The organism is Nocardia sp. N2S4-5 (assembly GCF_044628355.1).
Taxonomy (GTDB): domain Bacteria; phylum Actinomycetota; class Actinomycetes; order Mycobacteriales; family Mycobacteriaceae; genus Nocardia; species Nocardia wallacei_B.
Window position 1 is genome coordinate 5,110,396 of sequence record NZ_JBIUPM010000001.1, and the last position, 12,634, is coordinate 5,123,029.

Annotated in this window: 15 protein-coding genes; 9 read left to right on the forward strand and 6 right to left on the reverse strand. The window is 69.0% G+C overall.

The features are described 5' to 3' along the window. The first annotated feature begins 4 nt into the window (after positions 1–4). From ACFMRZ_RS23395 to ACFMRZ_RS23405, 3 genes are all read left to right on the forward strand, one after another. Complete coding sequence (locus tag ACFMRZ_RS23395; protein WP_400180752.1) at positions 5–1,045, forward strand: 3-oxoacyl-ACP synthase III family protein; 1,041 nt, start codon at positions 5–7, stop codon at positions 1,043–1,045. Further along, complete coding sequence (locus ACFMRZ_RS23400; protein ID WP_400180753.1) at positions 1,042–2,202, forward strand: aminotransferase class I/II-fold pyridoxal phosphate-dependent enzyme; 1,161 nt, start codon at positions 1,042–1,044, stop codon at positions 2,200–2,202. The genes ACFMRZ_RS23395 and ACFMRZ_RS23400 overlap by 4 nt, the downstream gene beginning before the upstream one ends. 81 nt (positions 2,203–2,283) lie before the next feature. Continuing rightward, on the forward strand, positions 2,284–2,760 hold the full coding sequence (locus tag ACFMRZ_RS23405) for a DUF1772 domain-containing protein (RefSeq protein ID WP_400180754.1): 477 nt from the start codon (positions 2,284–2,286) through the stop codon (positions 2,758–2,760). Positions 2,761–2,772: 12 nt separating this feature from the next. On the opposite strand, the gene ACFMRZ_RS23410 is transcribed toward ACFMRZ_RS23405, so the two are convergent. From ACFMRZ_RS23410 to ACFMRZ_RS23420, 3 genes are all read right to left on the reverse strand, one after another. After that, the gene (locus ACFMRZ_RS23410) at positions 2,773–3,534 is read right to left on the reverse strand and encodes an anti-sigma factor family protein (RefSeq protein ID WP_400180755.1); all 762 of its coding nucleotides are present in this window, start codon (positions 3,532–3,534) and stop codon (positions 2,773–2,775) included. After that, on the reverse strand, positions 3,531–4,121 hold the full coding sequence (locus ACFMRZ_RS23415; RefSeq protein ID WP_400180756.1) for a sigma-70 family RNA polymerase sigma factor: 591 nt from the start codon (positions 4,119–4,121) through the stop codon (positions 3,531–3,533). Before ACFMRZ_RS23415 ends, ACFMRZ_RS23410 begins: the two co-directional genes overlap by 4 nt. A 66-nt stretch (positions 4,122–4,187) precedes the next feature. Further along, entirely contained in the window at positions 4,188–4,802 is a 615-nt protein-coding gene (locus ACFMRZ_RS23420) for a YqgE/AlgH family protein (RefSeq protein WP_280369953.1), read from the reverse strand. A gap of 287 nt (positions 4,803–5,089) precedes the next feature. Between ACFMRZ_RS23420 and ACFMRZ_RS23425 the strand changes: the two genes are divergently transcribed. Beyond that, positions 5,090–5,851: a 1-acyl-sn-glycerol-3-phosphate acyltransferase gene (locus tag ACFMRZ_RS23425; RefSeq protein ID WP_280274077.1), complete on the forward strand. Its 762-nt coding sequence runs from the start codon at positions 5,090–5,092 to the stop codon at positions 5,849–5,851. Between the two features lie 13 nt (positions 5,852–5,864). Here ACFMRZ_RS23425 and ACFMRZ_RS23430 read toward each other — a convergent pair whose 3' ends face one another. Then, positions 5,865–6,176 carry a GNAT family N-acetyltransferase gene (locus ACFMRZ_RS23430; protein ID WP_280274078.1) on the reverse strand — a complete coding sequence of 104 codons (312 nt, stop codon included), beginning with the start codon at positions 6,174–6,176 and terminating at the stop codon, positions 5,865–5,867. Between the two features lie 170 nt (positions 6,177–6,346). Here ACFMRZ_RS23430 and ACFMRZ_RS23435 point away from each other — a divergent pair, with 170 nt between their 5' ends. The 4 genes from ACFMRZ_RS23435 to ACFMRZ_RS23450 all read left to right on the forward strand — a co-directional run bounded on the left by ACFMRZ_RS23435 (position 6,347) and on the right by ACFMRZ_RS23450 (position 10,528). After that, on the forward strand, positions 6,347–7,888 hold the full coding sequence (locus tag ACFMRZ_RS23435) for an alpha/beta hydrolase (protein ID WP_280274079.1): 1,542 nt from the start codon (positions 6,347–6,349) through the stop codon (positions 7,886–7,888). Between the two features lie 40 nt (positions 7,889–7,928). Next, positions 7,929–8,246, forward strand: a complete 318-nt coding sequence (locus ACFMRZ_RS23440; protein WP_280274080.1) for a DUF222 domain-containing protein — start codon at positions 7,929–7,931, stop codon at positions 8,244–8,246. Between the two features lie 292 nt (positions 8,247–8,538). Then, complete coding sequence (locus ACFMRZ_RS23445; protein WP_400180757.1) at positions 8,539–9,210, forward strand: methyltransferase; 672 nt, start codon at positions 8,539–8,541, stop codon at positions 9,208–9,210. 196 nt (positions 9,211–9,406) lie between these two features. Beyond that, on the forward strand, positions 9,407–10,528 hold the full coding sequence (locus ACFMRZ_RS23450; RefSeq protein ID WP_400180758.1) for a glycerate kinase: 1,122 nt from the start codon (positions 9,407–9,409) through the stop codon (positions 10,526–10,528). Between the two features lie 66 nt (positions 10,529–10,594). On the opposite strand, the gene ACFMRZ_RS23455 is transcribed toward ACFMRZ_RS23450, so the two are convergent. Together ACFMRZ_RS23455 and ACFMRZ_RS23460 are read right to left on the reverse strand one after the other, a co-directional pair. Then, a complete protein-coding gene (locus ACFMRZ_RS23455; RefSeq protein ID WP_400180760.1) occupies positions 10,595–11,218 on the reverse strand; it encodes an antibiotic biosynthesis monooxygenase family protein in 624 nt (207 codons plus the stop codon). A gap of 44 nt (positions 11,219–11,262) precedes the next feature. Next, positions 11,263–11,577 (reverse strand): winged helix-turn-helix transcriptional regulator, encoded by a 315-nt coding sequence (locus ACFMRZ_RS23460; RefSeq protein ID WP_400182952.1) that lies wholly within the window; start codon positions 11,575–11,577, stop codon positions 11,263–11,265. Between the two features lie 177 nt (positions 11,578–11,754). Here ACFMRZ_RS23460 and ACFMRZ_RS23465 point away from each other — a divergent pair, with 177 nt between their 5' ends. Further along, a complete protein-coding gene (locus ACFMRZ_RS23465) occupies positions 11,755–12,630 on the forward strand; it encodes an NAD(P)-dependent oxidoreductase (RefSeq protein ID WP_400180761.1) in 876 nt (291 codons plus the stop codon). The last annotated feature ends 4 nt before the right edge of the window (positions 12,631–12,634 follow it).

Genomic DNA, 12,634 nt, shown 5'->3' on the forward strand with positions numbered 1-12,634 from the left:
GCCGATGGAATCCACCGCAACCGCACCCGCTCTGCCCCCTGTCAGCCTGGTCGATGTGGCCTCCTACCTGCCCGGCGATCCGGTCGGCACCGAATACTTCACGCAGTTCTCCCGCTCCGAGCGCATGGCGAAGAACGTGATGTTCCGGGCGCCCAAGGCCCGCCACCACGCCGGACGCGACGAGACCGCGGTGGACATGGTGGAGCAGGCGGTCGCCCCGCTGGCGGAACGTCATGGGGCACAGACGATCTCGAATATCGATGTGCTGATCACCCATACCCAGCTGCCGACCAACCCGGTGCTGGGTGCGGGCCCGGAGGTGGCGCGGCGGCTCGGCATGCGGCCCGGCTGGGTGTTCGACGTGCACAACGGCGGCTGCGCGGCGTTCGTCCACATGATGTCGCTGGCCCGGATGATCCTGCAGACCACGGACGCCCGTAGCGCGCTGATCGCGACGGTGCAGAACACCGCGGGGCCGGTGTTCACCCAGTCCGAGATTCGCGGGCTGGCCCAGGCGCCGGTTCCCGGTGACGGCTGCGGTGTGGGGCTGTTGCTGAAGAACGACTCGGCGCCCATCCTGGACATCGAAGCCCGCACCTACCCCGAATTCGCGGGCGACATGGACTTCTCCACGGGTTCCGACCGCAAGTACTGGGAGCCGGGCGAGGGCCAGGGCTGCGTCAGCTTCAGCGAATCCCGGATCACCAAGGTGTTCGCGCGCGGCAACCGGCTGGTACCCGAGGTGGCACTGGCGGTGTGCGAGCGGATCGGAGTGAAGGGCCGCGACATCGACACCTTCGTCACCAATCAGCCCAACCGGCTGTTCCTGCGCAACTGGCACGATGCGCTCGAGCTCCCCGCCGAGCGCCACCCCGATACCTTCGACCGGTGCGGAAACCTGTTCGGCGCGGGCATTCCCGTCACGCTGGACGCCGAGAACCGGGCGGGGCGGCTGCGCAACGGCTCGGTGGTGCTGTTGTCGGCCTTCGCACACGCCGGTGACTTCGCCGCCGCGGCGGCCGTGCGCTGGGGAGCCGCCCGATGAGTGGCAGTCGATCGATATCGTTGCGGCGCGCGGAACCTTCGGCGCTGTCGGAGTGGCGCGCGGCGCTGCGGCACGAGCCGGGGTCGGTGCGGTTCGATCTGTCCTTGAGCGAAAACCCGTTCCCGCCACTGCCTTCGGTGCTCGACGCGGTCCAGCGCACGCTGTCGCGGGCGAACCGGTATCCGGAGTTCCTGCCGCACCGGTTGCCGCGGCTCATCGCCGAGCATCTCGGCGTGCGGACCGATCAGGTGGTGGTCGGCTCGGGAGCGACCGGGGTGGCGCTGCAGATCATGCAGACGCTCACCCGCCGTGGCGACGAGATGGTGTTCGCGACACCGACTTTCGACGGCTATCCCATTCTGGCCGACATGGCAGGACTCAAATCGGTTGCGGTACCGCTGGATTCACGCGGTCGGCAGGATCTGGTCGCGCTGGGTCGTGCGGTCGGCGACCGCACCGGCTTGGTCACGGTGTGCCGCCCGCACAATCCCACCGGCACGGTGATCTCCGCCAGCGAACTGAAGGCCTTCCTGTTCGGTATCCCGCGCGACGTGCCGGTGATCCTGGACGAGGCCTATGTCGAATTCCTGGGCGCCACAGACATTCTCGATGCCGCGGAACTGATCGCACGCTATCCGAATGTGCTGGTGCTGCGCACCTTCTCGAAGGCGTACGGGCTGGCCGGGATGCGCATCGGCTACGCGTTCGGCCATCCGGATCTGGTGCGCCGGGTGCGCCGGTTGCAGCTGCCGTTCGGCGTGCCCGAGTCGGCGGTGGTGGCCGTGGCGGCCTCGTATGCCGCGCGGATGGAGCTGGGTGAGCGGGTCCTGCGCATCACCACCGAACGCGAGCTGTTGCGGACCACACTGCGGCGCAGCGGAATTCGAGTGCCGCGCAGCCGCGCGAACTTCCTCTATCTGCCGGGCGCCGATGTCGCCGCCAAGCTGGCCCGCGCGGGTATCGCGGCGAAGACGTTCCCGGACGGCAGCGCCCGCATCGCGGTCGGCGATCGGGCCGCGGACGCCGCGGTCCGCCGCGCGCTCGGCGAATCGCCGATGCACGGCGAGCGGCGTCGCCTGACAGGGGAGGACAGCGGCCTGTGCGCGCTGACCGTGCCGTCCGATCCGGGCGAAGGTGGGGCCGTCGAGGATATCTAGCATCGCTAGACAACCTAGCCAAGCATTGCTACGCTCATCTCCATCACCTAGCGCTGCTAGATTTTGGAGTAGGAGAAGCACATGCTCACCACCACAGCCCAGGTCCTGGCCGTAGTCGCCGTACTCGGCAACGGCATCGTCTACGGCACCGACACGTCGGCGGCGCTCATCACCCGGTCGGTCTTTCGGCACTTCGACGACGCCACGATGACGAAGTTCGCGGGCTGGGGCCACTACTACGGCGACCGCCGGATGCCGTTCGCGGGCGCGGGCGGAGTGATCGCCACGGCGCTGACGATCGTGACCGCCGTGCTCGCGGGCGCGGTACCGGCGGCGATCGCGGCGGGCGTCGCGTTGATCGCGCTGGTGGTGTGGCTCGGCTGCTATGTCCGGATCGCCAAGCCGATCAATACGGTCCAGACGGCGGCCGCGCAGTCCGGTGTCATACCCGCCGATGCCCGTGCGCTGCAGGAGAAATGGGACAGCATCCTCGGAATCCGGGTCGGCCTGCAGGCGCTCGCGGTCGCGTCCCTGTGCGTGAGCCTGATCCTGCTGTGATCGGCAGCGGCGCTACAGGGTACCGCTGAGCATCACCTGATTGGTTGCGGCCGAACGTATCTCGACCGAGCGGACCTGGTCCGGCGGGGCCGCGGTGGTGCCGTCCGGAGCCACCGTCTCGCCGGGCCGGGCGGTCCACTGCGCGATCATCGACTGGGTGCCGTCGGCATGCACCACCCACATCGAGCCCTGCCAGGTGTACTGGGTATCCGACGGCGCGTAACTGCACGACATCTCGACCCGGGTACCGTCCGGCACCGCGACCAACCGGAAACTGGCCGTGATCGGCGACGGCACCACCGCGACCATGCTGCGCTCGGCCACCACCTCGGCCGTGACCGCCGGCTCGGCGCGCTCGTTCAGCGAGGCCGTCACCGGGATCGTGATGGCCACCGCGGCGGCGGCCGCGGCCACCGCGCCCGTCACCGCGAACAACCGCCCGCGCCGCCGCTGCCGCCGCGTCCGATCAGCCAGCCGGGCCAGTGCCACCGGCGGCGCTTCCGGGATCTCGGGCGCCGGGGCCGCCGCGCCGGACCGCTCGGGATGTCCGGCGATCGGATCGATGAACGACATCGCCACACCGGAATCCACCTGGCCGAGCAGTCCGGGCAATCCCGCCAGCTCCGCCACCGCCGCCCGGCACGACGGGCACACCGCCAGATGCTCCTCGTATTCCAGCCGATCGTCGCGGCCGAGGGCGCCGAGCACATACGGGCCGTCCCACGTCGCGTAATCGTCGCCCTCGGGCTCCGCCGCGTGCGCGGTCTCCGTCACTTCGTCACCCCCATCTCCGTCAGCGTCGAACGCAGCGCCCGCATGCCGTAGTGCATCCGGGACTTCACGGTGCCCTCGGGTATGGCCAATTCCGTCGCGATCTGATGTGTCGACAGGCCACGGTAATAGGCGCGCACGATCACGTCCCGGTGGTCGATGCTCAGCCGGGCCAGCGCATCGGCGATCAACCAGCCGTCCAGGGCGCGATCCGCCTGGTCCGGCGTCGCCTGCTCGGGCGGCTTGTCGGTGCGGTACTCCCGCCGATGCCGCGCGCTGCGATATTCGTCCACCGCCATGTTGCGGGCAACAGTGAACAACCAGGCCCGCGCCGACGCCGTGGACTGGTCGAGTACGTGCGGGCGCTGCCAGGCCCGCAACAGCGTCTCCTGCACTATGTCCTCGGCGCGGCCCGAATCCCGGACGAGGCTGTAGGTGTAGCGCCACAGCGCCGCACCGTGCTCGTCGTACAGCGCCCGCAGCAACTCCGCCTGGACCGGATCACCGTTGTCGACGGGCAGCGCGGGAACGCGGCTGCGCGACGGCCGCGTATCGGCTCCGTCACTGGGGTAGCGGGGTGAACGCGCCATCTGCTCACCAGGTCGATCGTCGGATCAAAGATCCGGGTGTAGTGCCCACACCAGGGGGATACGTTCTCAGTTGCGCTCGAGTTCGATCGGATGCGTCGCCAGCAGGGACAGCGGCAACGGCTGGCGGCGCAGCACCTGGGCCCACAGGTCCGTGCGACGGGCGATCGGGTCCGACGGCAACGCCGACAACACGATCCAGTCGCCGCGCTCCAGCTCACCCTCCAGCTGCCCGAACGTCCACCCGGCGTACCCGGCGAAGATGCGGATGCCCTCGACCATCGGGCCGATCACGTCGGGGTCCGAATCCAGATCCAGCAGCGCTACGCGACCGTCGACCCGGCGCAGGCCGGCCGACCGATCGATGGCGGTGCCCACTTTGACCGTCGCCAGGCACAGGGCGGCATCTCTTTTCACCGGGCCGCCGAGGTACAGCGCGCCGGGGGCCGCCGCCAGATCGGCCCAGCGTGGCAGCACGTCTTGCACGGCCGTCTCGCTGGGGCGGTTGATGATGACGCCGAGGCTGCCCGCGTCGTTGTGTTCCACGATGTAGACCACGGTGCGCCGGAACGACGGCTCGGTCAGTTCGGTAGCCGAGACCAGCAGCGTGCCGGGACGCACCGTCTGTTCCTCGTGCCGGGATTCCCGTCTGGAGCGGTCGCCGTGTTCCTCTGCGCGTGCCACCACGACATCATCGCACCGCGGGGAGGTGTATGGCTCGGTTTACTTGTTGCAGTTCGAGGCTGGAATTTTGGCCTCCGCTTCGCTCCGGCGGGTTTTCGGCGCCCTTGGTCTCGGTTTTCGGGTGCCGTTGCTGGCTCCTTCGTCGCATTGCAACGGCACCCGAAAACCGAGACGCGCCGAAAACCGGGCGGGGTTGCGTTGGGTTGGGCGTGGTGGGGTTGGGGTTGGGTGTAATGCAAATCACAGGGTGCTTTGGGGGGCTGTGTGCGGGTCGCTAGGGTTTCGGCATGCTGCATCCTGAGGTGGTTCTGGACAATTGCGACGCCGTCTATGACTTCTATCGGGAGCATCGGCAGAATCGGTTGCAGGCTATGGGTGCTTATGCGTTGCTGGCGCGGCGGTATCGGCCTCGGATCAGTTATGCGGTGGGGGCTCGGGAGGGGCTGCGGGAGTTGACCTCTCGGCGGCGGCCGTTGCTGATCGCGATCAATCATCTGTCGCAGCAGGATCCTTATACGGTGGCGGCCGCGGCGTGGCGCAGTGGGTTGCGGCCGGTGATCGGGCGGGCACGGGTGCTGGCGAAAGACGAGTTGTTCATCGATCCGGATCAGCGTCGCAAGGTCGAGATGATGGGCGGGATTCCCGTGTTCCGCGGGAAGGACCACGGTATTCGGGCGGTGAACGCGGCGGGGCAGCGCATGATCGACATCTGTGCCGAGCGGATGGCTCGCGGCGACAGCGTCGCGGTATTTCCCGAGGGCACCTGCAACGACGTCGATCCGACGCGGGTGCAGGCGGTCGGGAGCGGGATCGGGCATATCGCGTTCCGGGCGATGAAACTCGGTGCCCGGCCCGCGTTGGTCAGCCTGGGGCTCAGCTACGGACCGCGGCCGGACCCGTCCGTGGAACCGACCGCCGACGAGGTGAAATCGGCCAGCTTCCATTTCGGGGTACCGATGGCCGAACTGCCCGCGCGGCCCGCCGAGATCGCCCGCGTGGTTCGCGACCGACTCCAGCTGGCGCTCGACGGGGCGGTCGCGGCCTACTGATGGCCCGAATCGCTCAGCGCTGCAAGCCGAAACGTTCCCGTGCCCACTGCGGCACCAGCGATTGGTACTCCGGCCGCGTCTCGATGAAATGCTGCACCATCCCGCACATCGGCAGGATGCCGAAACCCTCGTCGCGGCTCGCGTCCAGCGCGCCCTGCACGAGTGCCCGGCCGTAGCCACCGCCCTCGTAGCGGGGGTAGATCTCGGTGTGGACGAACGCGCGCTCGGCGGCGGTGTCCTGGTATTCCGCGATGCCGGCGAGTCCGCCGTCGACGTAGATCTCGAAACGATCGAGCTGCGTGTTGTTGCGCACATCGGTCGACATGGCTCGACGCTACTGTGTCTCGGGCACAATGTGGCCGAATGTGACGGTTATCGGCTTTCTCCCGCCGGGGGAGTGTCGAGTTGTGACCGGCGGCCCGGCCGCCGAGAATGCTTCACGTCGGATGCGAGCGCGGCCGATCGTCGGCCGGCCGGATCGGGGAGAAGACGCGGATGATGACTCGACGGACGGCGCGCTCGGTCGCGTGGCTGTGTGCGGCATTCCTGGCGGTGCAGCCGGTCGGTCTCGCCGCCGCCGACGATCGGCCGGTATTCGGTGCCTGCCCCGACGGCGCGGTGACGCCGGATCGCGGCGCGGACTGCGCGGTGATCGCGGTGCCGCGTGACTACGCCGCGGCCGACGGGCCACGAATCGAGTTGACCGTCAGCCGAATTCGAGCCTCCGGGGAGCGGTACGGCACCCTCTTCACCAATCCGGGCGGGCCCGGCGCCGATGCCCTCGACTACTGGGCGCGGCGCTCGCCCGACCTGCCCGCCGAACTGAGCGAGCACTACGACCGGATCGCGGTGCAGCCGCGCGGCCTGCGCTGGGCCACGCCGCTGGAGTGCGGGACCGCGGGCGCGCAGGATCGCGGGGCCACCAAGGCCGCCTGCGACAGCGCGCAGCCCGGCTACGTCGAAACCGTCACCACCGAGAACACCGCCCGCGACATGGACGCCGTGCGCGCCGCGCTGGGCCTGGACCGCATCGACTTCTTCGGCACCTCCTACGGCACGTATCTGGGCGCGGTCTACGCCACCCTGTTCCCTCAGCGCATCGATCGCATGGTGCTCGACTCCAGCGTGCATCCCGACTGGGTATGGAACGAGCAGTTCGCGCAGCAGCAGCTGGCGGGCAAGCAGCGCCTCGACGACCTGTTCGCCTGGATCGCCGCCCACGACGGCGACTACCACCTCGGCGCGACGCCGCTGCGCGTGTACGAGAACTGGGTACGCCTGGTGGTCGGCCAGGGCGGCGGTTGGTACGCCAACCTGACCCCGCCCCCGGCCTCGACCGCCGACCTGCCGGGCGAGCTGCCCGAGCCGATCGCACAGCTGGCGCGCGACGGCTTCAACGGCGGCCGCGACCAGATCGGACAGTTGCAGAACCTGGTGCGCACCTTGGCCTCCGGCGGCATGTCGGCGCAGGTGCCGCTGCTGGCGGCGACCGCGGTCGCCACCTACACCCGCTCCTTCTGGCCGACCTTCGCCCGCGCCATGGCCGACGCCGACGCGAACCCCGCCGACACCCGGCAACTGCGCGCGATCGAGGGCGTCGCCGCGATCGACCGCACGGGCCGCAACGTCTTCTCCGCCGTCACCTGCAACGAGAACGCGGTGCCGGGCCGCCCCGAACTGCTCGGCTCGGCCGCGGCCACCGTCGCCTCCGGCGGCAACGCCCTCGACGCCCGCGCCGATCTCGTCCGCTCCGGCGTGGCCTGCGCCGACTGGGACCCGGTCACCACCCCCGTGCCCATCGCCGGCCGCGGCCTGTCCACCCCGCCCCTGGTCCTGCAGAGCCGCCACGACGCGGTCACCGAATACGACGGCGGCCCCGCCATGGCCGCCGCCCTGCACGGCTCCCTCATCACCGTGGAAGGCGGCGACCACGGCACCTTCGGCCGCAACAACCCCGCCGTAGACCAGGCCGTCCTCACCTACCTCCGCACCGGCACGGTCCCCATCGACCACGCCGACCAGGCCCCGATGAACTGAACATCGAACATACGTTCGAGAGTGCGCTAGACTGCCTCGCGTGAAGACACATTCGACTGCATTGGCACCGGATGCTCCGGCACGGAGATGGTCGGACCTGGCCGATGTCGACCTGCTGCGCACCCTCGTCGAAACCGAACGCCACCGGCGTCGCCTGGGCGCGGCCATGGTCGCGGCCGTCGCCGAAGCCGAGCGCCGCGGCCTGGCCGCCGACACCGGCTACCGAGACACCGCAGACCTTTTGAGCGACCTACTGCGAATCAGCGCCTCCGAGGCACGCCGTCGAATCGAATACGCCGCACCCCGGATCCGCTCACGTTCCAGAAAGGCGTGGAGGGCAATGACAGCAGTGGGCTGAGACCGAGCCTGGAGTCCCCCCGCGCCCGATACGCTCGATCCCATGATCGTCTGGCTGAACGGACCCTCGGTGCCGGAAAGACCACGACCGCAAGGGAACTGACCACGCTGCTACCCGCCCGCCGTGCTGGTCATGGTCGCGGGTGCCGCCGCGATCGGCCTGAGCGGTCACAAATCCCTTCGTAGCGGCATATTTCGCCGTCCCGGCGCGAATTGTGTCCGCCGAGGCCGGAGGCCTGGATAAGATCGGTGAACCCACCTTCGGCTCATGTCACCGGGCTTAGCGTCTTGGCATGAGCTGGTCTTCACCACCTTCCTCGCCGGATGACCGGCACTACACGCTGCCGAACGAATGGGATTTCGCCGACGAACGGCTTGCGCTGCTCGGCGCGGCCTATGACTCGGGGAGTATCGCCCACCTCGCCGACCTGCCTGGCCTCGGTGGCGAAGTCGCCCAGCTCGATCTTTTCGCCGACGACATCCCTGAACGCGCATTCGATTTCGTCCACACCCGATTCGTCCTGCTGCACATTGCCGACCGGGACATCGCCGTGGAGCGCTTGGCCCGAGCGCTGGCACCGGGCGGCGTCCTCCTGCTCGAAGAAGGCGACGGGCTCGGCGTACTCGAGGAAATGCCCGGTGCATTCGGCGAAGTCTGGCGGGCCTTCGCACGCTCGACCGAAATCGCCGGCGCGAGCCAATCGTGGGCTCGAAACCTGCCCGCGCAGCTGGAGGCACTCGGGCTCGTCGATGTTCACGCCGAGGCGGAGATTCCGATGTTTCGCGGAGGCTCACCGATGGCGCGCATGTGGAACCTCACCTGGGTACAGGCACACGACACCTTGGTCGATCTCGGTGTTCCACCAGAGGTGATTGCCACTGCGCGGGCGGAGCTGGCAGACGAACGCCGATGGCTGTATGCCCCGCCCACCGTCCGCGCGTGGGCTCACCGAGACAGCGCCTGACCTGTAAAGGAACGTCCGCTACTGCCGCTGGGCCGTTCGAGATTCGAACAACTGCCGTCGGAGAAGGTGGGCAGAGCTGTACTGCTGTGTACGAGCTCGACGTCATGGCCGTGGTCGTGATGCGCCCTCTGTTCCGGGGAGCGGTGCGGGCGCGTTTCGGGCGGCGGGGGAGTGGTTGGCGTCGGAGAATGGCGGGATGACGAGTGGGCGGCGGGTGGTGTTGGCGTTGGACAAGTTCAAGGGGTCGTTGGCGGCGCCCGAGGTTGTCGGGGCGCTGGCTGTGGGGATCGGGCGGGTGGCGCCGGGGGTGGAGGTGGTGCGGGTGCCGGTGGCCGATGGTGGGGACGGGACCGTCGATGCGTTTCTGGCCGCTGGGTGGGAGCGGGTGCCGGTGCGGGCGGAGGGGCCTACCGGGGTGGTGGGGGATTCGGTGTATGCGGTTCGAGGTGGTACCGCGGTGATCGAGTTGGCGAGTGTGGTGGGGTTGGTGAGGCTTCCCGGCGGGCGGCCGGATCCATTGCGCGCGAGCACTTTCGGGCTGGGTCGGGTGATCGCGCACGCGCTCGATCGTGGTGTGCGCGATATCGTGCTCGGCGTCGGCGGGAGCGCGTCCAGCGACGGCGGCGCGGGCCTGTTGCAGGCGCTCGGCCTGCGGATTCTGGATGCGTTCGGAGACGAGGTGGTCCCGGGCGGTGCGGCGCTGGCACGGGCAGTGCGGGTGGAGCGGTCCGGCCTGCATCCGGCGTTGGCCGACACCTCGTTCACCCTGGCCGGCGATGTGGACAACCCGCTGCTCGGCCCGCACGGGGCGGTATCGGTCTTCGCGCCGCAGAAGGGTGCAGACGCCGACCAGCGGGCGACTCTCGAAGCGGCCCTGACCAATTGGGCAAAGCTGATCGACCCCGACTGCGCGGACCGGCCCGGAGCGGGCGCGGCGGGCGGTACGGGCTTCGGCGCGATGGCTGTGCTCGGCGCGGTGGAACGCCCCGGTATCGACGTCGTGCTGGACCTGATCGATTTCGAAACCCATATTCGCGGAGCGGATTTGGTCGTCACAGGGGAAGGCTCACTGGACGAGCAGACCCTCCACGGCAAGGCCCCGATGGGCGTGTGCGCCGCCGCCCGCGCCGCCGGAATCCCGGTGATCGCCGTGGCGGGCCGCTGCCTCCTCACCGAAACCGACCTACGCGCAGCCGGTTTCGAATCGGCCCTCACCCTCGCCGACCTCGAACCAGACCCGGCCCGCTCCATCGCCCAAGCCGCCCCGCTGCTGAAACGCGTCGGCGCAGACCTGGCCACCCGCTACCTGAACCACTGACCCTCCACGCGCACTCAGCACCGACCCACCATGCCGGGATGACGAGGGAGGTGCTTCCCCGCCGCCTCAGAACTCGGCCGCTACCCGGAACAGGGCTGGGTTGGCGGTGGCGAAATCCGGGGCGGCGGAGAGGCGTTGCTGGAAGCGGGGATTGGTGCGCGCTGCGCCCCAGGCCTCGGGGCTGTCCCAGTGGGCAATGTTGACCAGTTGGAAGCGGGTGTCGGGGTCGACCGCGCGGTGCAGGCGGTTGTCGCGGAACCCGGGCGCCGCACTCATCAGTTCCGCGCGGGTACGCCAGTGCGGGAGGAATTCGTCGATATGGTCGGCGGCGATCTCGAAGGCATTGATGAAGGTGACGCCGGGGCCGTCATCGCTTCCCGCCGTGCCGAATTCGGCCGCGACGTGGTACCACCCGCCGTGCACGGTCGCATAGCTCGTCGTGGTGGCCGCCGAGGCGGTGAAGGCCGGATTCGACAGCGCCTCGTCCCGCGCCTCGACACTGTCCCAGTGCGCCACGTTGACCAGCCCGAGCCGAGACTCCGGGGCGAGCCTGCGGTGCATCCGCGCGTCCCGGAAACCGGGTGCGGTGTGGATGAGTCCCACACGCTCGCGCCAGCGGGCCACGGACTCATCGATCCGGTCCTCGGGCAGTTCCCACGTGTCGATCAGGATGATTCCATCGTCAGTCACTACAACATCCTGAAACCCGAACCACACTTCAGGTCAAGCGCGTCTCACACAGGGTTGAGTTCGCAACCCAACACATGATCACGGTGCCTGTCGCCCCATATCTCCAGCGGGACGAGCGCCTGACGAAGTTCCTCCCCGCGCGGAGTCAGCGAATACTCCACGCGCGGTGGAATTTCCGGGTAGATCTCGCGGTGCACGACTCCCGCCGACTCCAGATGCCGGAGATTCTCCGCGAGCACCTTCTCGCTCACCCCGTCCAGCATCCGCCGAATCTGACCGAACCGCTGCGGCCCCGCGCCGAGCACCCACATCAGATGCAGCTTCCACTTACCGCCGACGACATTGATCGCGATCGACATCCCGCACACATCGTGATCTGCGTCACGGCTGGTTTCCACTGCGACCTCCTGACCGGTTTCCGAACCTCGAGGTAAGCAACCCGACCTCGACGTGCGCTCTTCCCGAGCCTACCTGCGACGACGACCATCGGAACCGGCGCCGAAACCCGACCAGACCAGCACAGCGAAGGATGCAAGATGTCTCAGCAGACCCGTTCCGTCACCGTCGTCGGGCTCGGGCCCATGGGCCGGGCCATGGTGCGGCAGTTCCTGGAGGCCGGCGTCGAGGTGACGGTGTGGAACCGCAGCCCCGAAAAGGCCGAAGCCATGGCCGAACTCGGCGCGAAGCGGGCCGCCACCGTCGCCGAGGCGCTCGCCGCGAACGACGTGATCGTCCTCAGCCTGACCCACTACGCCGCCATGTACGACGTGCTCGGCCCGGCCGCCGACCACCTGCCGGGCAAGGTGATCGTCAACCTGTCCTCCGATTCGCCGGAGAAGGCGCGCGCGGGCGCCGCCTGGGTGCGCTCGCACGGCGCGGAGTTCCTGTCCGGCGGCTTCATGTCGGCGGGCGACAACATCACGCACCCGGCCTCGTACATCTTCTACAGCGGGCCCCGCGAGGTCTTCGACCGGCACGCCGAACTCCTGCGCCCGCTCAGCCCGCAAGAGTATCTCGGCGCGGATGACGGTGTGGCGCAGGTGTTCTACCAGGCCCTGCTCGTGATCTTCCATCCGTGGATGCTGGCCTTCGACCAGGCGTTGGCGGTGATCCAGCGGTCCGGCCACGACATCGACCAATTCCTGCCGTACGCACAGCGTTCCAGCGAGGCGTTCCCGTTCTTCATGGCCGAGTACGCCGCCGCGGCGAAGGCGGGCGGCTGGGGCGACGAGTCCGCGTTCCGGATGATGGACGCCGGCGCGCAGCACATTATCGACGCCAGCGCCGAGGTCGGCGTGGACGCGACCCTCTCGCACACCGCACAAGCCTTCTGGCGCAGGGCGATTGCCGCCAGCGAGCAGGCCGGTCGCGCGGTGTCGATCTTCGAACTCATGCGCGGCGGCACGGCCTGACCGT

What these genes read in the sequence shown, in the direction of transcription:
- ACFMRZ_RS23395 (WP_400180752.1), top strand. Translation starts at nt 5, where the DNA reads ATGGAATCCACCGCAACCGCACCCGCTCTGCCCCCTGTCAGCCTGGTC.
- ACFMRZ_RS23400 (WP_400180753.1), top strand. Translation starts at nt 1,042, where the DNA reads ATGAGTGGCAGTCGATCGATATCGTTGCGGCGCGCGGAACCTTCGGCG.
- ACFMRZ_RS23405 (WP_400180754.1), top strand. Translation starts at nt 2,284, where the DNA reads ATGCTCACCACCACAGCCCAGGTCCTGGCCGTAGTCGCCGTACTCGGC.
- ACFMRZ_RS23415 (WP_400180756.1), bottom strand. Translation starts at nt 4,121, where the DNA reads ATGGCGCGTTCACCCCGCTACCCCAGTGACGGAGCCGATACGCGGCCG.
- ACFMRZ_RS23425 (WP_280274077.1), top strand. Translation starts at nt 5,090, where the DNA reads ATGCTGCATCCTGAGGTGGTTCTGGACAATTGCGACGCCGTCTATGAC.
- ACFMRZ_RS23430 (WP_280274078.1), bottom strand. Translation starts at nt 6,176, where the DNA reads ATGTCGACCGATGTGCGCAACAACACGCAGCTCGATCGTTTCGAGATC.
- ACFMRZ_RS23435 (WP_280274079.1), top strand. Translation starts at nt 6,347, where the DNA reads ATGATGACTCGACGGACGGCGCGCTCGGTCGCGTGGCTGTGTGCGGCA.
- ACFMRZ_RS23445 (WP_400180757.1), top strand. Translation starts at nt 8,539, where the DNA reads ATGAGCTGGTCTTCACCACCTTCCTCGCCGGATGACCGGCACTACACG.
- ACFMRZ_RS23450 (WP_400180758.1), top strand. Translation starts at nt 9,407, where the DNA reads ATGACGAGTGGGCGGCGGGTGGTGTTGGCGTTGGACAAGTTCAAGGGG.
- ACFMRZ_RS23460 (WP_400182952.1), bottom strand. Translation starts at nt 11,577, where the DNA reads ATGTCGATCGCGATCAATGTCGTCGGCGGTAAGTGGAAGCTGCATCTG.
- ACFMRZ_RS23465 (WP_400180761.1), top strand. Translation starts at nt 11,755, where the DNA reads ATGTCTCAGCAGACCCGTTCCGTCACCGTCGTCGGGCTCGGGCCCATG.